Below are 18,622 nucleotides of genomic sequence, written 5' to 3'. Positions count from 1 at the left end.
AACAAGGTGGAAAAAGTACGATATTGGGTGGATAGATGTATTTTGCTAGTGACTTGTACGCTAACCGTCTTCTTGGTCGCAGGTGCAATATGGCAGGTCTTCACTCGTTTTGTCCTGCAAAATCCGAGCGTGTTCACAGAAGAGGTACTGCGATTTTCCTTCATCTGGGTAGGGCTGCTTGGAGCCAGTTATGCTTTCGGGGTGAAAGAACATATTGCGCTGACGTTCTTGATGTCAAAATGGAAACATGCAAAGGATAAAAAAGCAGCCGAGATTATTATTGAAGTGACGGTACTAGTGTTCATGGTAATGGTCTTTATTGTTGGCGGAACACAGCTGATGCTTGCTTCCATGACACAGACTTCACCAGTCCTCGGTCTGCCGATGGGATATGTATATGCTGCGCTGCCATTGTCTGGCTTGCTGAGTGTCTATTATATAGTCACGAATCGACTCATGGCACGCAATGAAGCTGCTAGAGGGAGGGATGCAGCATGACAAGTATCGTTTTTGCAGGGATCGTTCTGTTCGCGCTTTTCTTCCTGCTCATTTTCTTCGGTGTTCCAATCGCCATCAGTATTGGCTTGTCAACTTTGATTGCAGGAATGATGCTGCTCCCTTTTGATGAAATCTTGATTGTTGTCTCGCAGCAGTTCGTTACCGGGATTGACAGCTTCGTGCTGCTGTCGCTGATTTTCTTCACATTAGCAGGCAGTATCATGAATACAGGTGGAATCGCGCAACGGCTGATCAACTTTGCAAAGCTACTGGCGGGGCGACTGCCAGGCTCCTTGGCTCACACAAATGTTATTGGTAACACATTGTTCGGAGCCTTGTCCGGCTCTGCTATAGCTTCTGCAGCAACCATGGGTAAAATCATGTCTCCCTTACAGAAAAAAGAGGGATACGACCCTACATACTCGGCAGCTGTAAATGTCGCATCTGCCCCGGCAGGATTAATTATCCCTCCAAGCGGCACCCCGATCATTTATTCAGTCCTTAGTGGGGGTACCTCAATCGGGGCTTTGTTCATTGCGGGTTACCTGCCTGGTATACTTATGGCAGTTTTGATCATGATTACAGCTTATATCATCGCGAAACGCAAAGGTTATGCGGTTTCTGAACCAATCCGCTTTACTCAGGCAGCTAAAGTGATATTAGATGCAATTCCTAGTCTTTTGCTTATTGTCGTTGTTATCGGAGGAATATCACTCGGTGTGTTCACAGCAACGGAAGGAGCGGCTGTCGCCATTCTCTATGCAGTGGTACTATGTTTGTTGTATCGAAGCTTAAAGTGGAAGGATGTACCTGTAATACTTCGAGATACAGTCATTTTTTCAGGCGTCATCTTATTGCTTATTGGTGCTTCCTCAGCAATGTCTTGGATACTATCTTATTCCAAACTGCCACAGCTAGTTAGTTCAGGGATACTCCAACTCAGTGATAGTCCGATGATTTTAATACTAATTATGGTGCTTTTGCTGTTGCTTGTCGGTACATTCATGGATATTGCGCCAGCTTTGCTTATCTTTACGCCGATACTCCTGCCGATTGCTTTGGAGATAGGTGTTCACCCTGTCCATTTCGGAATGATTATGTCCATGGGTCTTGCAATTGGCACAATTACACCGCCAGTTGGAACAGTGCTCTTTATAGGGGCTAAAGTAGGGAACGTTACAATCGAACAAGTTACCAAACCGCTCTTGCTCTTCTATATCCCAGTCATTCTTGCTTTTCTAGCTGTTGCCTATATCCCAGCTCTTAGTTTGTGGCTGCCAGAACTTATGGGTGTACTGGATAAATAAAAAAAGGCCTTCTTCTGAGAAGGCCTTTTTATTAGTGCCTAGAAGCAGCTAAATGCCGCAACACGTCTGAGGTCGATGCCAAAATACTGCCAGCGGAACTGCTGTGGGCGCCAACGGAAGCCGGCAATGGAAGTGCGACCGACAAATACTGGATAGTACCAGAAGCGCTGCCCGTTTTCAAGCTGCATGTAAGTGTATCGGAAAAGACAGAAACGGATTCCACCCGGATCTACAGCAAAGGTAGAAGGGCCACCTGCGCCTACTGACTGCAGCTGTGGAATTTGAGATGGAGGAGGTCCGGGAGGTCCGAATTGCCCCTGCTGTCCGCCGCTTCCTGGAGGAGGTCCGCCTGGAAAGCCGCCCTGCCCGCCCCCAAATCCAGGACCACCGAAACCGGGACCGCCTGAGCCAGGTCCGCCGGGGCCACCAGGACCGCCAAAACCAGGTCCGCCTGGAAATTGAATTTGTCGTTGCTGTTCTTGTTTATCATCATTTTCGTTATACATCATCATTCTCCCTTCTTGCTTCTCCTTCATCGTATGTAGGCATCTGTGCAAGGGTAGCTTGCCTATCCTATTTTTCTGGTTTCTCATATACATAGCTTGGGTATAGCTCTTAAAACAGGAGAGGAAGACGATTATGGCCGATAAACAAGAAGCCAAACGAAAAGCAAGGGAGACTAAGGAAGAATCAAAACCATGGATTCGAAGATTCGGACGAATCGGGTATATGTCTCAGGGAATCGTCTATGCCCTCATCGGTGTTCTGGCACTCTTAGCTGCGCTTCATGTGGGAGGAGATACAACCGACACAGGCGGTATGCTGCAAAAATTGGCAGCTATGCCCTTCGGAAATATTTTGTTATGGCTGATCGGAATAGGATTAATTGGGTATGTATGCTGGGATGCAATACTTGCCATCAAGGATCCGAACAATGAAGGAAACGGGGCAAAAGGAATTATTGTTCGCATAGGCTTTGGCGTCAGTACGGTCATATATGCCAGTATTGCATTTAATGCGCTTCGTTTTGCTGCCACGAATCAAGGAAGTGGTGGAGGGAGCGAGCAATCCCTAACAGCAAAGCTTCTTACATATCCCTTTGGACAATGGCTGGTTGCAGCTGTTGGGCTTATTATTATCGGATACGGTATCTTTGAATTTTTCAGTGGGGTGTCGGGAAGTTTTATGAACCGATTCAAGACAGGAGAAATGAATAAGCACGAAAAACGGGCTGCCCGCCATGCGGGCCGTATCGGTCTGATTAGCAGAGGTATTGTGTTTGGCATAGTGGGATTCTTTTTTGTCATGACTGCTATTCAATCCGATCCGGATGAAGCTAAGGGGCTGGATGGTGCACTCTCAGAAGTGTCACAGCAGCCATTCGGACGCTGGCTTCTTGCAATTGTAGCTGTTGGTTTCATTCTGTTCGGAGTATACAGTGTCATCCGCGGTCGCTATGAAAGTATGAGCTTTGGGAAGAACGCATAAGAATATTAATATTTCTCTCAAATAGGGGAAAGCTACGTAAGCAGAAGAGTGACACGGCTTTTATTATGTCTATTTTCGAATATATAATAGGAAATGAAAAAAAACATTAACGTGTGTGAAATAACTTTTGACAAGTTCTCCAAGTAGGAGTAAAGTTGTAGGTGGATATTTTGAGCAAATTGTGAACGTACAGTTGTGAACAAATTCACAACAAAGTATAATGTTTACGTATAAATATAATGCATTACCATAGCAAAGGAGAATACGTTATGTCAGAAACAAACGAAAGTGTTAGCCAGAGCCAACAAGACCTAGCTGCACAATTGCTAAAACCTGAAGTACAAGAATCATTGACTTCTTTAATTGAACAGCTTCCAAAAATCAATGAACTTGTGAACGCTTTGACTGCTTCTTACGACTTCGCGCAAGCTGTAGCTACAGACGATGTGTTGAAATCCGATACAGTGGGTGCTATTACTGAAGTGCTGCACCCAGTCACAGACTCAGTGAAATCAGTTGCTCAAACTGCAATTGAAGCAAAAGACCGCGCAGAAGCAAGTAACGAAACAATCGGTTTGTTCGGTTTGCTTCGTCTGATGAAGGATCCACAAGCACAGAAGATGTTCCGTTTTGTTCAGAGCTATCTGGAAGTTGCGAACGAAAAAGAAAAACAAAAACAAAAATAAGAGCTTAAGGTAAGGACGGAGGATTAAGTATGGCAAAGAATATCGTTATTTTAGGCGCCGGTTATGGCGGAGTCTTAGCCGCTCAAAACGTACGTAAGTATTACACTAAAGCGCAAGCGAATGTAACGCTTATCAATAAAACACCTACACACCAAATCATCACTGAGCTTCACCGTCTTGCAGCAGGCAGCATTTCCGAGCAAGCAGTGGCAATGCCTGTAGAGAAGCTTTTGAAAGGTTTGGATGTAGACTTCAAAGTAGCAACAGTAGAAGGCTTTAATGTCGACAAGAAAGAAGTTGTTCTTGCAGGCGGAAATACGCTTTCTTACGATGCTTTGGTAGTAGGTCTTGGAAGTAAGACTGCTTACTTCGGTATCCCTGGATTGGAAGAAAACAGCCTTGTATTGAAATCAGCAGATGATGCAAACAAAGTATTCAACCAAATCCAAGATAAAATTAAAGCATATGCAGCTTCTAAAAACCCGGCAGATGCAACAATCCTTATCGGTGGTGGCGGTCTGACTGGTGTTGAACTAGTCGGCGAAATCGCGGACAAGCTCGCTTCTTACTGCTTGCCTCACGGTGTAGATCCAAAAGAAATCAAGCTTCAACTCGTTGAAGCTGGTCCAAAGGTTCTTCCAATGCTTCCACAGCATCTAATCGATCGTGCACAATCCAGCTTGGAAAAACGCGGCGTAGAGTTCTTGCTTGGCTTGCCTGTAACGAACGTGGAAGGCAATGTCGTGGAATTAAAAGATGGTCAGAAAATCGAAACGAATACATTTGTTTGGACAGGCGGCGTACAAGCGCTTCCAATGGTAGCTGAATCCGGATTGGAAACAGATCGCGGCCGTGCGACTGTAAACAACTTCCTTCAGTCTAAGAGCCACCAAGATGTATTTGTTGTCGGTGACAGTGCTGTATACTTCGGTGAAGATGGTCGTCCTTGGCCTCCAACAGCACAAATCGCTTGGCAGATGGGCGAACTAGTAGGTTACAACCTATTCGCTTATCTTGAAGGCAAAACAATGGAAAACTTCAGCCCGATCAACTCCGGTACACTTGCAAGCCTTGGCCGCAAGGACGCTGTAGCATTCATCGGTGCTAACCAAACACCATTGAAAGGTCTTCCAGCTACAATGATGAAAGAAGCTAGTAACATCCGCTACTTGACTCACGTAAAAGGACTATTCAGCTTAGCTTACTAAGCAGAACGAAAGCACCTCCCCGTTGGAGGTGCTTTTTTTGTATGTTACGAAATGTCTAAGATACTGAACATTTCTCTTATTTTTCCAGTTATAATGGAAGTCTAGGAGGAGAGACCATGCTTTTTTTCATTCGTTTATGGAAGAGCGTTACAGGGTTTAATTTTCTTGCAATAGCTTTAGCATCCGTCCTTGTCGTGCTGGTAGGAACCATCGGTATTCATCTAATAGAAAGAAATAATTTTCCATCATTGTTTGATGGATTTTGGTGGACGATGACGACTGTAACTACAGTTGGTTATGGGGATTTTTATCCGGAAACGATACCTGGAAGGCTGCTAGGAATCTTTCTGTTTCTGTTTGGTATCGGTGTAATCGGTGTATTGATCGGGAAGATCGTGGACGGTGCCTCAGCATATAAGCGCATGCAAAGGGAGGGGAAATTGATGATCAAAAAGAAGGGGCATTATATTTACATCGGCTGGTCAAAAAAGGTTAGAAGATCTATCGAGGAAGTGCTGGCAAGTGAAAAAGATGCCTATATTGTCATTGTCGATGATACGAAAGAGCATCCATTCGATCACGAACAAGTTGCGTTTGTACAAGGAGACCCTTCAGATGAAGCAACTTTGATTCACGCGAATCTTCTGGAAGCTGCACGCGTCGCTGTATTCTCTGATCCTGAATTGGAATCTACACTACTGGCAGATGCCAAGACCCTCTTGATAGCTTCAGCGGTCGAAGGGCTTTCCAAGAAAGAAAATACTAATATACATACTGTTGTAGAAATCAATAATGAAACACACATACCTAAATTTGAGCATATATCCATTGATGATTTTATTCTATCCAATGATTCTGTTTCCCTTCTGATGGCGAAGGCTGTAATGGCACCGGGAACATCCAATCTCTTCCGTCAGCTGTTGAGCAAACAGTACGGTGCGAATATTTATGAGATACAACCTGACCCTGTCTGGAGAACATATCAAGATGCACAAGAAGCTTTGACAAAAGAGGGGGTGGTTCTGCTTTGTATAAATCAAGACATGAACTACCTCGCAAAAAGGGAAACCTTCCTTCGGCCCGAAGACCGGCTGTATATCATAGCGAGCGATGAAGCTTACGAAAAATTCTCACAACGTATTGTACAGTAGCCTCTTTCATGATATTATAGAAAAAATTTACAGGCGATGAAGCGGAATAGTACAGTAATGTAAGCTCCCTCTACAGAGAATCCCTGCAATGCTGAAAAGGGTGAAGGAGCTCAGCTGGAACAAACCGCAGAGCTGTCTGCCGGATAAGGATGATGGCAGACCGGGAAAGTGCCCGTTACAGCACAAGGGTCTACGCAGCAATGCGTGTACTTTTTGAGCCTGGCTGGGTGACCTGCCGGGGAAGCTAGGGTGGCACCGCGACGGAATCTCGCCCCTAAGATGACAATCTTGGGGGTGGGATTTTTTTATTTGCTTCACTTCAAACAGAGAGGGGAATGAAGGTGAAGAAATACCGTATTCGTGCTATCGGAATGCTTATCGCAATTGCATGTGCATCCTGTGGGGATTGGCTGTATTTGATTGCTTTGAATTTGAAGGTATATGAGCAGGCAGATCAAGCTGCAGCAGCTGTTGCAATTCTCTATATGATTAAGCCGGCAGCTGGGCTGCTGATGAACAGCTGGGCGGGCAGTATTATTGATCGGCTGGATAATCGGAAGCTGATGATTCTATTATACGCTATAAGGATTTTCGGTATAGCCGGGATGATCATCGCCACTTCCCTATGGCAAATTTATGTGCTTGTTTTCTTCGTAGCAGCTGCAGGCGCCATCTTTGAGCCTGCAAGTTTGCCGTATATCACTGGGTTAATCCATAAGCGGCACTGGCAGAAATTCAATTCCTATCGTGCCATTGCGGATGGCAGCGGCTTTGTATTAGGTCCGGCGGCTGCAGGGATTTTAGTTGGTGCAGGATCTGTTGAGATTGCATTGGGTGCTAATATAGTGTTGTTACTGGCAGCAGTTATTATTTGCATCGCTTTGCCATCTGTAAAAGTTGTCTTGGAACAAAGTTCGGAGGAAAAATGGCTGAAAATCTGGAGAGAAGACTGGCGTCTTGTTACAGCTTTCAGTAAAAAGTTTGTTATGCTGACTCTATTGCTTCTGGTGTTCAGTTGTATCACTGTTATGACTGCAGCTGTTGATTCCATGGAAGTTGCTTTCTCTTCAGAGGCGATCGGATTATCAAAACCTGCTTATGGATTGCTTGTAAGTATTGCTGGAGTTGGCTTTGTTTCAGGTTCTTTACTGTTGACTATCGTAAGTCGCCATTTTCGTTCCATTCAGCTGCTTGCTTATGGGGCAGCTGGTGGAGCCTTAGGGTATGTGCTGTTTGCTTTTTCTCAAAACTTTCTCTCAGCAAGTGCAGGTGTATTCATCTTATCCGGTGCGCTGGCTTTTGCAAACGCTGGATATGTAACCTATATACAGGAGCATATTCCAGTTGAGCAAATGGGTCGCATGCTTAGTATGTATCAATCAATAGAAGCGATTCTAATTATCGGGATGACAGCAGTTTTGGCTGGAATAAATCAGCTGACGAATGTAGCAGCAGCAGTTCAGACTGGGTGTCTGATTATGCTGTCGCTGACGGTCCTATTAGTCATAATCAGCAAAAGAACATTAGTAGAGAAGAAGCCTGATATCCTTTAGGGTATCAGGCTTCTTCTTATGCGCGTTTTGGGCATAGGTGTGCTATTCTGCAGTGACGACCAAAAATATAAAAATGAATCGATTTTGTTTTTTGAGTATTTGAAGATACTATAAAATCAGACCGCTAACAGCACCGATTATTACAATAATCCAGGCAGGAACTTTCCAAAAAGCCAGCAGGCTGTAAAAAACAGCAGCAAGTGCAATGTCAATGGCTGAGTGGATGGTCGATGACCAAATAGGGATGAAGAATGCACTGATTAATATTCCTACAACTGCCGCATTAATTCCGGCAAAAGCCTTGCGGAAACTGCTATTTTTCTGCAGGCTTGTCCAGAATGGCAGAGCTCCCATTATGAGCAGAAATGCTGGCAGGAATATAGCAGCAGTTGCCAGTAAACCACCTTGCCAGCCGTAAAGCATGGTTCCGAGATAAGCTGCAAATGTGAATAATGGTCCAGGGACTGCCTGGGCAGCTCCGTATCCTGCAAGAAAGTCTTGCTGACTGATCAAACCGGTTGGGACAAATTCGCGCTCCAAAAGCGGAAGGACAACATGACCTCCACCGAATACAAGCGAGCCGGCGCGGTAGAAGCTGTCCGCCATAGCGAGAAGCGGTGTATCTGTTATAGCGCGCAGCATAGGCAGACCAGCTAATAAAAGGAAAAACAGACTTAAGCAGATAGCGCCGGACTTTTTGCCGATAGAAATGGTTAAATGACCGGATTCTTTATCGTTCTGATTCGGGTGCAGCAGAAAATATCCTGCGCCTGCTGCCAGTAATATAGCTAGCAACTGTGCCAATTGATGTGGCCATAAAAGCGTGAGTACTAGAGCGCCTAATGCAATACCCTTCGTTATAGGATTTGCTGTGAGCTTCTGACTCATTCCAAGTACAGCATGGGCTACAACGGCAACAGCTACAAGCTTCAATCCCTGGATCCAACCAGCATCGGCAAGATTCATTTGTCCAAGGAATTGAGCGAATAAGATGAGTAGAAGGACAGAAGGCAGAGTAAACCCGATAAATGAGATGATCCCTCCGAGTATACCGCCTCTTAAAATACCGATACCGATACCGACTTGACTGCTGGCAGGGCCTGGGAGGAACTGACTTAATGCTACCATATTGGCATACGCCTGTTCATCGAGCCATTTCTTATTGCGTACATACGTCTGCTGGAAGTAACCAAGATGGGCAATAGGTCCGCCGAAGGAAGTACAGCCTAATCGGAGGGAAATAAGAAATATTTCGAGAAGAGCTGATAATTTCTTTTGACTATTTGTCATATTCAGTGCTCCTTTCCATATATTAATCGTTGGTGGAGGGTGAAACGGGTTATAAAAATTCATTTGTACTATAACATCTCCTTTACTTTAGCGTTTCGAAATTTACATAAACTTTACAAACTAAATTGCAAATCACATTCTTGACATAGAGAACAAAAAAAATTATTATTATCTAGACCAATCGTTATAATTTAAGGGGTGCAAGGTTGTATGGGGCAGTGAAAAAAAAGGAAAGCACAAAAGAACTCATCTTACGTACCGCTTCGGAGCTTTTCCAGCGTCAGGGTTATCATGGCACAGGCTTGAATCAGATTATTGAGGAAAGTGGTGCTCCTAAAGGTTCGCTGTACTATCATTTTCCGAATGGGAAAGAAGAGATTGCAGTAGAAGCAATTAAGCTGATGAAAAAGCATCTCCTCGAAGGAGCCGCAAAGGATCTGGAAGAGAAGGATACTGCAGCAGAGGCTTTTCAGTATCATATCCATAAGATTGCTTCTGATTTTGAAAAAAAACATCAAATGGAAGGTGTTCAAATCGGATTGATTGCGTCTGAAACTGCGGCAACACACGAATCGTTGCGAAACAGCTGCCAGCATGCCTACGCGGACTGGCAGGCATTATACGCAAATCGATTGATTGCTTATGGCTATGAAAAGGAAATGGCGAATGATCTAGCCGTTACGATAAATGCCTTGATAGAAGGGGCAGTGACCCTGGCTCTGACAAGTGCATCGGGAAGCCCGCTATATAGTGTGGCGAGACAGCTTCCGTCATTACTTAAACAATAATTCACATTGGAGGAGAAAGCTTTGCAAATGGATAGTAATAATACTGCTTCAACAGCAGTGAATAACAGCGAAATCAAAGCTATGCCAATCATCATCTCATTCTTGATTGCTGGTTTTGTCGGTCTGTTCAGTGAGACAGCGCTGAATATTGCGCTACAGAATATTATTAATGGATTTGGTATCTCGGCATCTTCAGCTCAATGGCTGACTACGGGTTATCTATTGACACTTGGTGTGCTCGTGCCAGTATCTGGTTTAATTATGCAGTGGTTCACGACACGTCAGCTATTTTTAACATCCTTGGTCTTCTCAATAATCGGTACTATCATTGCTGCCGTTGCACCATCATTTGCTGTGCTGTTAATCGCACGTATTGTGCAGGCAGTGGGAACTGCGCTATTGCTGCCGCTTATGTTCAATACAATTTTGAACATCATCCCGCCGCATCGACGCGGTAAAGCAATGGGATTGATCGGGCTAGTTATTATGTTCGCACCTGCAGTAGGTCCGACAATTTCTGGATTGATCATCGATAAATTAACTTGGCATTGGATCTTCTGGTTCTCCTTGCCGTTGCTTTTAGTTGCACTTGTTTTCGGTGCATTCTTCATGCAAAACGTAACACAATTAACGAAGCCGAAAATCGATATACTATCTATTATCTTATCGACTATCGGTTTCGGCGGAGTTGTTTATGGCTTCAGTCATGCTGGTGAAGGCGGCGGTTGGGGTGACCCAATCGTAATCGTTGCTATTACAGCTGGTGTCTTGAGTCTTATCTTATTCTCTGTTCGTCAGGTTAAGATGGATCAGCCGATGATGAATTTGAATGCATTTAAGTATCCAATGTTCGTATTAGGCTTGGTACTGATTTTAGTAAGTATGATGGTTATGCTTTCTTCCATGATCTTGCTGCCATTGTACCTGCAAACATCTCTAGCTCTTACTCCGCTGGTTGCTGGTCTGACAATGCTTCCTGGCGGTGTTATCAATGGTTTGCTTTCCCCTGTCATGGGTGGACTATTTGATAAATTCGGACCGAGATTCCTTGTTACTCCTGGTCTTGTCATTGTCACTTTGGTTATGTTCGGGTTCTCTACCATTTCTCTAGACACGTCTACTGGCTTCATCGTTGGATTGCATATTGCTTTGATGATTGGTATCTCAATGATCATGATGCCAGCGCAGACAAATGGTTTGAACCAGCTGCCTCCTAGTCTGTACCCAGATGGAACAGCTATCATGAATACATTGCAACAAGTTGCTGGTGCAATTGGTACTGCTGTAGCAATCTCTATCATGACAGCTGGACAGAAGAGCTTCATGGAAGACGCAGCCAATCCGCAAGATCCAGCTACAATGATTCAAGCATTCACTGAAGGTGTCCAAAGTTCATTTATCTTTGGTATCATTGTTGCTATTGTCGGTGTGGTCATCAGCTTCTTCATCCGACGAGTGAAAGTGGATCATCAAGCAAATTAATTAAAATCCTGCCGTATATTCGGCAGGATTTTTTTGTGTGGAAAATTAAGGTATGATAAGTAGGTAAACAGAGATTGGGGGTAATGTGTTTGCTTACAATTGAACAATTAAAAGAAATAAAAGCACTTCAGCAAGTAGTAGAAAGAAACGACAGTATAGAGTTGAAGCTGAATTGGGATATGCTCGAGAACAGAAGTGAAGAGGAGCAGACCGATTTTTTATCATATGACTCGGGCCAGCTTGTCGGATTCCTTGGATTATATAGTTTTGGAAACAAGATTGAGGTATGCGGAATGGTGCATCCAGAATACCGCCGAAAAGGCATCTTCAGCAGGTTATTCCAGAGCAGTCATCCTGCCATGGAAAAAGCTCGGTACATACTGCTGAATGTTCCAGCAAACAGTAAATTAGGCAAGCTATGGTTAGATTCGATAACTTGTACATATGAAGAATCAGAGTACATGATGAAATGGGAGGGAAAAGTACTTCCTGATTTGGATGGATTAATCTATTTGCGACCTTCACGTAAAGAAGATATCGAAATGAAGATGAAATTGGATGTCGCCTGCTTCAATTTCAAAGCGGAGGAAGCAAAAATGTATAATCACCGTTTGGAAAAGGATGGATTTCAGAAGGAATTTTTCATGATTGTGGTGGAAGGTAAAACAGTCGGGAAAATCCGTATCCATCATGATAAAGAACGAAGTGAAATATATGGCTTTGCTGTACTGCCAGAATTCCAAGGAAAAGGATATGGAAGAAAGGCTCTGCAGGAAGCTGTGCGGATGGAAGTTCAGCGGGGGCAATCAGTCTATTTGGATGTCCAGTCTGAGAATGAAAAGGCATTGTCTTTATATACGTCGACCGGATTTATAAAGGAGAGCCAGCAGGATTATTATCTTTATTCTATATAAAAAGGCCGCCTTAAGGGCGGCCTTACTTTTATCTCTGCAACAGACGATTAATGCTCACCATTTCGACGCACAAGCATAGTACATCGATGGCTTTTTTCAGTTCTTCAGTCGGCGGCAGTGTTGGGGCAATACGGATGTTCCGGTCATATGGATCTTTGCCGTAAGGGTAGGTTGCACCTGCGCCAGTCAAGGTTACACCGGCTTTCTTGGCAAGCTCCACGACATCCTTGGCGCAGCCTTCCATTGTGTTCAAGCTGATGAAGTAGCCGCCTTTCGGATTCGTCCAATCGGCAATGCCTTTACCACCCAGCTTCTCTGCCAAGATTGTAAGGACAGTCTGGAATTTTGGCGCAATGATTCCGGCGTGCTTTTTCATATGGGCAGAGAGTGTGTCTTTATCTTTCAAAAACGCTACGTGGCGCATCTGATTCAGCTTATCCGACCCAATTGATTGAACAGATAAATGCTTTTTATAGAAAGTAATATTCTTTTCGCTTGAAGCAAGAGCAGCAACACCAGAGCCTGGGAAAGTCACCTTGGAAGTAGAAGTGAATTCCATGACACGATCCGGATTCCCCGCAGCTGCCGCAGCACGCATGATATTTTTAAGTTCATCTGGCTCTTCTGTAAGATGATGCACGATATATGCATTATCCCAGAAAATGCGAAAATCATCTGCAGCCGTCTGCATGCCAGCAAGACGATCAACAACAGCATCGGAGTATGTAAAACCATCCGGATTGCTGTATTTAGGTACACACCAAATGCCTTTGATTTGCGGATCCGCTGCAACGAGCTTTTCCACTTCCTCCATGTCAGGACCTTCAGGTGTCATTGCAACAGGGATCATCTCTATTCCTAATGCTTCGCAAATTGTGAAATGACGGTCGTAGCCAGGGCTAGGGCAGAGGAATTTCACGTTGTCTTGCTTGATCCATGGTGTTGCTTCCTCTGATACACCATGAAGCAGGAATTGAACGATAGAATCATGCATCAAAGTCAAGCTGCTGTTTCCGCCGACGATTACTTGTTTCGGTTCAACATCTAGGATAGAAGCGAAAAATGCCTTTGCTTCAGGAATACCGTCCAATACTCCATAATTTCGGGCATCCGTTCCATTTTCCGTTTTTACTGTGCTGCTTGATGTAATAATATCGAGCATCGGCTGGGAAAGATCAAGCTGCTCGGTACATGGTTTCCCGCGGGACATATCCAGCTGCAGCTGCTGACTGGCGATCGCCTCGTATGCATCTTGCAGCGTATTGTATTTCTGTTGTAACGCTTCATTCGAAAGATCTTGATAATTAGCCATGGTTGCCGCCTCCGTTGCTTATTTTTCAAAGATTATCTTAACACGAAAAGAGTGGAATTCCTAACGTGTTCGAATTATTCTATTAATATTACAAAGAAAGGAATGGGGGGTTAGGAAATGGGAAATGTTTTTACAAGAATCGGAGAAAAGATAAGTGATTATCCGTTATTTGCAGCGGAATGGGAAGAACGCGCTCAGGAGATTCTTCCAGCTGGTCCCTTTGGATTTTTGCAAAGCGGAGCTGGAGATGAACTGACTCTCGGACAGAATCGAGAAGCATTCAGTGAGTACGACATCCTGCCGCGAGTATTGCGGGATGTCTCGAATGTAGATACTTCTATCAAGCTGTTTGGACAGGAGCAAAGTATGCCTGTGATGCTGGCACCGGTAGGGTTCCAAGGAATCTTTCATTCACAGATGGAGATTGGCAGTGTGAAAGCTGCAGCAGCTGCTGGTATTCCGTTTGTTGCAAGCACTGTTACATCTGCTTCCTTGGAAGAGATTGCTATGGCGGCACCTGAAGCAGTGAAATGGTTCCAATTGTATTGGTCTAAAAACCGTGATTTAACTGCCAGCATGGCAAAACGAGCAGAGAAAGCGGGCTATAAGGCAATTGTAGTAACAGTTGATACAGGACTGTTAGGCTGGCGGAAACGTGATTACCGGAATGGATATTCGCCGCTGAAGCTGTTAAAAGGAGCAGCTAATTACATAAACGACCCTGTTTTTCAAGAACTGGTACCAGAGCTTACAGAAGAGCATGTAAGGGAAGCGATACTGGAGAATATTCATCATCCGAATCTTACATGGGATGATTTGTTATTCCTGCGGGAACAGACAAGATTGCCGATTGTTGTGAAAGGTATTTTGCACCCAACAGATGCTAAGCAGGCAATCGAATTAGGAATGGATGCTATCGTTGTGTCCAACCATGGCGGAAGACAACTGGATAGTGCCATTGCTTCTTTGCGTGCATTGCCCGCTATTGTGAAAACAGTAAATGGAGCAGTGCCGGTATTAATGGATGGCGGTGTGCGGAGTGGAGCAGATGTATTCAAGGCAATTGCTCTGGGAGCGGACAGCGTCTTGATTGGCCGGCCTTATGTATATGGACTCGCAGCTGGCGGACAAGCTGGGGTAAGCCGGGTGATTGAGGATCTGCGAACAGAGCTACAACTGACCTATGCATTGTCAGGAGTATCATGCACGAAGAACATTGATGCAGCTTATCTAATCAAGAGGTAGGGAATAGTAATTTTAGAGGTGAAACTATGCGGACACAAACATATACAAAGAAAAAACGGACGAAGGCAACCATTGCAACTGTCCTGCAATACGTATTAAATGTAGCCCTAATTCTTTTGGCTATCGCCATTACCATATTGCTAGTGAAGGAATTGATTGATATTATCACCAACTCCTTGTTCAATGAAGGCAATACGTCGCGACTGGAATTCTTGAATAATATCCTCGTATTTTTCCTGTATTTTGAGTTTATTGCTATGATCGTAAAGTATTTTCAGGAGGATTATCACTTTCCAATCCGTTATTTTCTTTATATCGGTATCACGGCATTGATTCGTCTGATAGTCGTCTACCACGAGAGTGCGCTGAATACATTGTTTTTCTGTGGTGCAATTCTCCTGCTTGTCATTTGTTATTTCATCATGAATAGAGCTAACGAAAGATCAAAGAAAGAAGACTTCTGAAAAGAGAAGCATACTGCTTTAAGAGCTGGTATGCTTCTCTTTTTTCGGAAAAAGGGTATAGCTGAAGCTGATAATAAAATCAATACCGAGAATAATCGACCAGATGCGCAGGACGCTGGTGAGTGCTTCTGTCCGAAGTGGCTCATTGATCCAGTAGATGACGGCGAGCAATAAACCAGCACCTATAATGTATGCGAGCAAGTGCTGCAGCCAGCCTTTCACTTCTTTCATGGCATGTTCTTTCCCATAGAGTTTCTGTGGCTTCTCACCTTGTTTCGCGACAAAATAAGCAAAGCGCTGATCGGCCCAGCGTATCATCGATTTCCCATATGCCAGGCTGACACCGATATAAATGGCGGCAATGGCGTGTGCTGCAGTCGCTGTTGCTCCGCGGGCAAGGTCAAAGCCTGTAGCTAAGAGCAGTATCAAATCAATCAGTGGAGTTGCTCCAAGCAGGACCATACCTACTTTTGGAAGCTTGAACACATAGCGTGCGATCAAACCGGCTGCTATAAATACCCAAAAACCAACTTCACACAGAATAATTAAGACAATGATGCTGTTCATTTTTCATCTCCTTTTATAGTACAGTTGTATTATTATGCTAACACGCAAGTCTTTGTGATACAAGTGTATTAAATAAATTGATTTCAAATCAGCTTTTTGCTACAGTAAAGCTATGCCAAAAAAAATAGATCATGCAGCAAGAAAGCAAGATATAGCCAAAGCAACTTGGAAGGTTATCATGGATGGCGGGATGGAGGCAGCCTCTGTCCGAAACATTGCCAAAGAAGCCAATTTATCACTTGGTGCACTTCGTCATTATTTCACGACGCAGGAAGAACTGCTTTACTATGCGATGGAACTTGTTAAAACTCGCTGTGAAGCCAGGATCATGCAAGTTATTCAACAGGTTCTGCCGCCAAAGCAGCTTGTGACAAAGGTTTTGTTGGAGCTTATTCCAATCGATAAGGAAACAATGGCGGAGATGCAAGTATGGTTTTTGTTCACCCTGCATTTCAAATACAAACAAGGTGATGCTTTCCGCCAAACAGATGGTATCCGGGAGACTGTGCAGCGTTTGTTGGTATTCCTTTCAGACAGTGGGTACTTGAAAGAGGGGAAGGATCTGCTGAAGGAAACGGAAAAATTATATGCCCTCATTGATGGATTGGCGTTCCACCGTTTCATTGATTCTGAGAATTTTTCCGGCGAGTATGCGGCAGAAATCCTAACCGAATATGTGGATGATTTATGCCGGGAAGAAAAGAGGAGCAATTGATGCTCCTCTTTTTTTTAGTTAAAAAAGAGTATGTAATTAACCAAAATTTATAGGTTTGCTTTTTGAGTGGGAGTAAATCGGATAATAAAAATGACATACTAATCTTATATGTTATATACTTAGAAACCTTGATATTATGGAAAAAATTTAATTATTTTTTTTGAGCAAAATGATTCCATTATAAAAATGTTAGTAGTAGAATGAGTGTCAGAAACTTTTTTAAGTTTTTTAATTAAATAAACTAACTGTAACACGAGGAGGAAAAAGTAGTGGAGTCAACATTAACAGCGCAACGTTATTACGTGAATGGCGAATGGAAAGAAAGCACCACAGGAAATGTCGTAGAAATCATGTCACCGTACAAAGAGGGTGTCGTTGGTACTGTACAAGCCTTGTCTCAGGAAGAGGCAGCAGCAGCAATTCAATCTGCGAAGCAAGTACAGAAAGAATGGGCAAAGGTTCCTTTGCAGGAAAAAGCAGATCTGCTTTATAAATGGGCGGATGAACTTCTTGCTATGCAGGATGAACTTGCACAAACAATGATGCTTGAAGTTGGTAAGAGCCTGAAGGATGCCAAAAGTGAAGTGCAGCGGACTTATGACTATATCCGTTATACTGCGCAAGAAGCATTACACACCAATGGCGAGAGCATGAGAGGCGACCGTTTCCCAGGTGGATCCAGCTCCAAGGTTGGAATTGTGGACAGAGTACCTTTAGGTGTCATCCTGGCAATTTCGCCATTCAACTATCCAGTAAACTTGTCAGCATCAAAACTGGCTCCAGCACTTATTTCCGGTAATACGGTCATCTTCAAGCCTGCAACGCAAGGCGCTTTAAGCGGTATCAAGATGATGGAGGCGTTCGACCGAGCTGGCTTCCCGGCAGGTGTCGTCAATATTGTAACTGGCCGCGGTTCTGTCATCGGTGACTTCCTTGTGGAGCATAAAGATATTAGCATGGTTTCCTTCACTGGAGGAACTAAAACAGGTGAGAACTTGGCAAAAGTAGCAGGCATGAAGCCTGTCGTTCTTGAGCTTGGTGGTAAGGATCCTGGTATCGTCCGCGAAGATGCGGATCTTGATAAAGCTGTGAAGAATATCATCAGCGGAGCTTATTCTTATTCAGGTCAGCGCTGTACAGCAATCAAACGTGTACTTGTCCATGATAATGTGGCAAATGATCTGGTTGCAAGATTACAGGCTGAAGTGGAGAAGCTGGCTGTTGGTTCTCCGGAAGACGGTAATACAGTTGTTCCATTAATTGATAGTAAATCAGCAGATGGCGTGCAAGCGTTAATCGATGATGCTTTGGAAAAAGGCGCAACACTTATTGCAGGTAACAAACGTGAAGGCAATTTGATTCATCCGACATTGCTTGATCATGTAACCGAAGATATGGATGTTGCATGGGTAGAACCATTCGGTCCGGTACTGCCTGTCATCCGTGTTGGATCTGATGAGGAAGCTATCGAGATAGCCAATAAATCCGAGTACGGCTTGCAAGCGAGCATTTTCACTCGTGATGTAGATAAAGCCTTCTATATTGCGAACGAATTGGAAACAGGTGCTGTCCAAATCAATGGACGCACAGAGCGTGGCCCTGACCACTTCCCGTTCCTTGGAGTAAAAGGTTCTGGTATGGGAACACAAGGTATTGCGAACAGCATCCTTTCCATGACAAGAGAAAAATTGACTGTATTGAACTTGGATAAATAAAATAAAAAAAGAGGAATCCCGCGGGATTCCTCTTTTTTTATTTTTAGTCTTCGTCGATGATGGTAAGTTGACGCGTTTTTTCAGCTATTTCTTCTGGATCAACAGTGATACGGTTGACGCCAGTATCCATTGCTGCTTTTGCTACTGCTTTGGCAACAGCTGGAGCGACGCGCGGATCAAATGGAGCTGGGATAACGTAATCTTCGTTCAATTCGCTTTCGTCGATTAGTTCGGCAATT

General features: G+C 44.0%; 18 protein-coding genes and 1 pseudogene. 14 read left to right on the top strand and 5 right to left on the bottom strand.

Features of this window, described 5'->3' with window-relative positions; all coding sequences use genetic code 11:
- Positions 1–6: 6 nt before the first annotated feature.
- Both CHH48_RS16850 and CHH48_RS16845 read left to right on the top strand, forming a co-directional pair.
- Entirely contained in the window at positions 7–498 is a 492-nt protein-coding gene (locus CHH48_RS16850) for a TRAP transporter small permease (protein ID WP_176466498.1), read from the top strand.
- Complete coding sequence (locus CHH48_RS16845; RefSeq protein ID WP_095220546.1) at positions 495–1,805, top strand: TRAP transporter large permease; 1,311 nt, start codon at positions 495–497, stop codon at positions 1,803–1,805. The genes CHH48_RS16850 and CHH48_RS16845 overlap by 4 nt, the downstream gene beginning before the upstream one ends.
- A gap of 38 nt (positions 1,806–1,843) precedes the next feature.
- Here the strand turns inward: CHH48_RS16845 and CHH48_RS16840 are convergent, their stop codons facing one another.
- Entirely contained in the window at positions 1,844–2,314 is a 471-nt protein-coding gene (locus CHH48_RS16840; RefSeq protein ID WP_371809661.1) for a collagen-like protein, read from the bottom strand.
- Between the two features lie 130 nt (positions 2,315–2,444).
- Here CHH48_RS16840 and CHH48_RS16835 point away from each other — a divergent pair, with 130 nt between their 5' ends.
- The 5 genes from CHH48_RS16835 to CHH48_RS16815 all read left to right on the top strand — a co-directional run bounded on the left by CHH48_RS16835 (position 2,445) and on the right by CHH48_RS16815 (position 7,891).
- A complete protein-coding gene (locus CHH48_RS16835) occupies positions 2,445–3,293 on the top strand; it encodes a DUF1206 domain-containing protein (protein WP_095220547.1) in 849 nt (282 codons plus the stop codon).
- 269 nt (positions 3,294–3,562) lie between these two features.
- Complete coding sequence (locus CHH48_RS16830) at positions 3,563–3,979, top strand: DUF1641 domain-containing protein (protein WP_038557686.1); 417 nt, start codon at positions 3,563–3,565, stop codon at positions 3,977–3,979.
- Between the two features lie 29 nt (positions 3,980–4,008).
- On the top strand, positions 4,009–5,187 hold the full coding sequence (locus tag CHH48_RS16825; protein ID WP_095220548.1) for an NAD(P)/FAD-dependent oxidoreductase: 1,179 nt from the start codon (positions 4,009–4,011) through the stop codon (positions 5,185–5,187).
- Positions 5,188–5,303: 116 nt separating this feature from the next.
- A complete protein-coding gene (locus CHH48_RS16820; RefSeq protein WP_095220549.1) occupies positions 5,304–6,338 on the top strand; it encodes a potassium channel family protein in 1,035 nt (344 codons plus the stop codon).
- Positions 6,339–6,679: 341 nt separating this feature from the next.
- Complete coding sequence (locus tag CHH48_RS16815) at positions 6,680–7,891, top strand: MFS transporter (protein WP_176466497.1); 1,212 nt, start codon at positions 6,680–6,682, stop codon at positions 7,889–7,891.
- Between the two features lie 108 nt (positions 7,892–7,999).
- Here CHH48_RS16815 and chrA read toward each other — a convergent pair whose 3' ends face one another.
- Positions 8,000–9,187 carry a chromate efflux transporter gene (chrA, locus tag CHH48_RS16810; protein ID WP_428848895.1) on the bottom strand — a complete coding sequence of 396 codons (1,188 nt, stop codon included), beginning with the start codon at positions 9,185–9,187 and terminating at the stop codon, positions 8,000–8,002.
- 212 nt (positions 9,188–9,399) lie between these two features.
- Between chrA and CHH48_RS16805 the strand changes: the two genes are divergently transcribed.
- The 3 genes from CHH48_RS16805 (at position 9,400) to CHH48_RS16795 (ending at position 12,365) form a co-directional block, all read left to right on the top strand.
- Positions 9,400–9,969, top strand: a complete 570-nt coding sequence (locus CHH48_RS16805) for a TetR/AcrR family transcriptional regulator (protein WP_095220564.1) — start codon at positions 9,400–9,402, stop codon at positions 9,967–9,969.
- A 27-nt stretch (positions 9,970–9,996) separates the two neighbouring features.
- Positions 9,997–11,451, top strand: coding sequence for a DHA2 family efflux MFS transporter permease subunit (locus CHH48_RS16800; protein ID WP_095220552.1), 1,455 nt, complete (start codon positions 9,997–9,999; stop codon positions 11,449–11,451).
- Between the two features lie 89 nt (positions 11,452–11,540).
- Positions 11,541–12,365, top strand: coding sequence for a GNAT family N-acetyltransferase (locus tag CHH48_RS16795; protein ID WP_095220553.1), 825 nt, complete (start codon positions 11,541–11,543; stop codon positions 12,363–12,365).
- Between the two features lie 28 nt (positions 12,366–12,393).
- On the opposite strand, the gene CHH48_RS16790 is transcribed toward CHH48_RS16795, so the two are convergent.
- Positions 12,394–13,677 (bottom strand): aminotransferase class I/II-fold pyridoxal phosphate-dependent enzyme, encoded by a 1,284-nt coding sequence (locus CHH48_RS16790; RefSeq protein ID WP_095220554.1) that lies wholly within the window; start codon positions 13,675–13,677, stop codon positions 12,394–12,396.
- A 117-nt stretch (positions 13,678–13,794) separates the two neighbouring features.
- Here CHH48_RS16790 and CHH48_RS16785 point away from each other — a divergent pair, with 117 nt between their 5' ends.
- Both CHH48_RS16785 and psiE read left to right on the top strand, forming a co-directional pair.
- Entirely contained in the window at positions 13,795–14,922 is a 1,128-nt protein-coding gene (locus CHH48_RS16785; protein WP_095220555.1) for an alpha-hydroxy acid oxidase, read from the top strand.
- A gap of 26 nt (positions 14,923–14,948) precedes the next feature.
- On the top strand, positions 14,949–15,386 hold the full coding sequence (gene psiE / locus CHH48_RS16780; RefSeq protein WP_095220556.1) for a phosphate-starvation-inducible protein PsiE: 438 nt from the start codon (positions 14,949–14,951) through the stop codon (positions 15,384–15,386).
- Between the two features lie 18 nt (positions 15,387–15,404).
- Here psiE and CHH48_RS16775 read toward each other — a convergent pair whose 3' ends face one another.
- Positions 15,405–15,953, bottom strand: coding sequence for a 2TM domain-containing protein (locus tag CHH48_RS16775; protein ID WP_095220557.1), 549 nt, complete (start codon positions 15,951–15,953; stop codon positions 15,405–15,407).
- Positions 15,954–16,065: 112 nt separating this feature from the next.
- Between CHH48_RS16775 and CHH48_RS16770 the strand changes: the two genes are divergently transcribed.
- Together CHH48_RS16770 and CHH48_RS16765 are read left to right on the top strand one after the other, a co-directional pair.
- On the top strand, positions 16,066–16,668 hold the full coding sequence (locus CHH48_RS16770) for a TetR/AcrR family transcriptional regulator (protein WP_095220558.1): 603 nt from the start codon (positions 16,066–16,068) through the stop codon (positions 16,666–16,668).
- Positions 16,669–16,937: 269 nt separating this feature from the next.
- Positions 16,938–18,383 carry an NADP-dependent glyceraldehyde-3-phosphate dehydrogenase gene (locus CHH48_RS16765; protein ID WP_245840424.1) on the top strand — a complete coding sequence of 482 codons (1,446 nt, stop codon included), beginning with the start codon at positions 16,938–16,940 and terminating at the stop codon, positions 18,381–18,383.
- A 43-nt stretch (positions 18,384–18,426) separates the two neighbouring features.
- Here CHH48_RS16765 and CHH48_RS16760 read toward each other — a convergent pair.
- Positions 18,427–18,622: pseudogene (locus tag CHH48_RS16760) on the bottom strand (NAD-dependent malic enzyme); the annotation flags it as partial.

It is taken from the genome of Terribacillus saccharophilus, from assembly GCF_002272075.1.
Classification (GTDB): domain Bacteria; phylum Bacillota; class Bacilli; order Bacillales; family Amphibacillaceae; genus Terribacillus; species Terribacillus saccharophilus_A.
The sequence above is the reverse complement of the archived record's forward strand: the minus strand, read 5'-3'. Positions and strand labels throughout refer to the sequence as shown.

Excerpts from the sequence above, each read along its gene's own strand:
- CHH48_RS16825 (WP_095220548.1), top strand. The coding sequence starts at position 4,009 with ATGGCAAAGAATATCGTTATTTTAGGCGCCGGTTATGGCGGAGTCTTA.
- CHH48_RS16830 (WP_038557686.1), top strand. The coding sequence starts at position 3,563 with ATGTCAGAAACAAACGAAAGTGTTAGCCAGAGCCAACAAGACCTAGCT.
- CHH48_RS16785 (WP_095220555.1), top strand. The coding sequence starts at position 13,795 with ATGGGAAATGTTTTTACAAGAATCGGAGAAAAGATAAGTGATTATCCG.
- CHH48_RS16835 (WP_095220547.1), top strand. The coding sequence starts at position 2,445 with ATGGCCGATAAACAAGAAGCCAAACGAAAAGCAAGGGAGACTAAGGAA.
- CHH48_RS16800 (WP_095220552.1), top strand. The coding sequence starts at position 9,997 with ATGGATAGTAATAATACTGCTTCAACAGCAGTGAATAACAGCGAAATC.
- psiE (WP_095220556.1), top strand. The coding sequence starts at position 14,949 with ATGCGGACACAAACATATACAAAGAAAAAACGGACGAAGGCAACCATT.
- CHH48_RS16770 (WP_095220558.1), top strand. The coding sequence starts at position 16,066 with ATGCCAAAAAAAATAGATCATGCAGCAAGAAAGCAAGATATAGCCAAA.
- CHH48_RS16840 (WP_371809661.1), bottom strand. The coding sequence starts at position 2,314 with ATGATGTATAACGAAAATGATGATAAACAAGAACAGCAACGACAAATT.
- CHH48_RS16790 (WP_095220554.1), bottom strand. The coding sequence starts at position 13,677 with ATGGCTAATTATCAAGATCTTTCGAATGAAGCGTTACAACAGAAATAC.
- CHH48_RS16775 (WP_095220557.1), bottom strand. The coding sequence starts at position 15,953 with ATGAACAGCATCATTGTCTTAATTATTCTGTGTGAAGTTGGTTTTTGG.
- CHH48_RS16845 (WP_095220546.1), top strand. The coding sequence starts at position 495 with ATGACAAGTATCGTTTTTGCAGGGATCGTTCTGTTCGCGCTTTTCTTC.
- CHH48_RS16820 (WP_095220549.1), top strand. The coding sequence starts at position 5,304 with ATGCTTTTTTTCATTCGTTTATGGAAGAGCGTTACAGGGTTTAATTTT.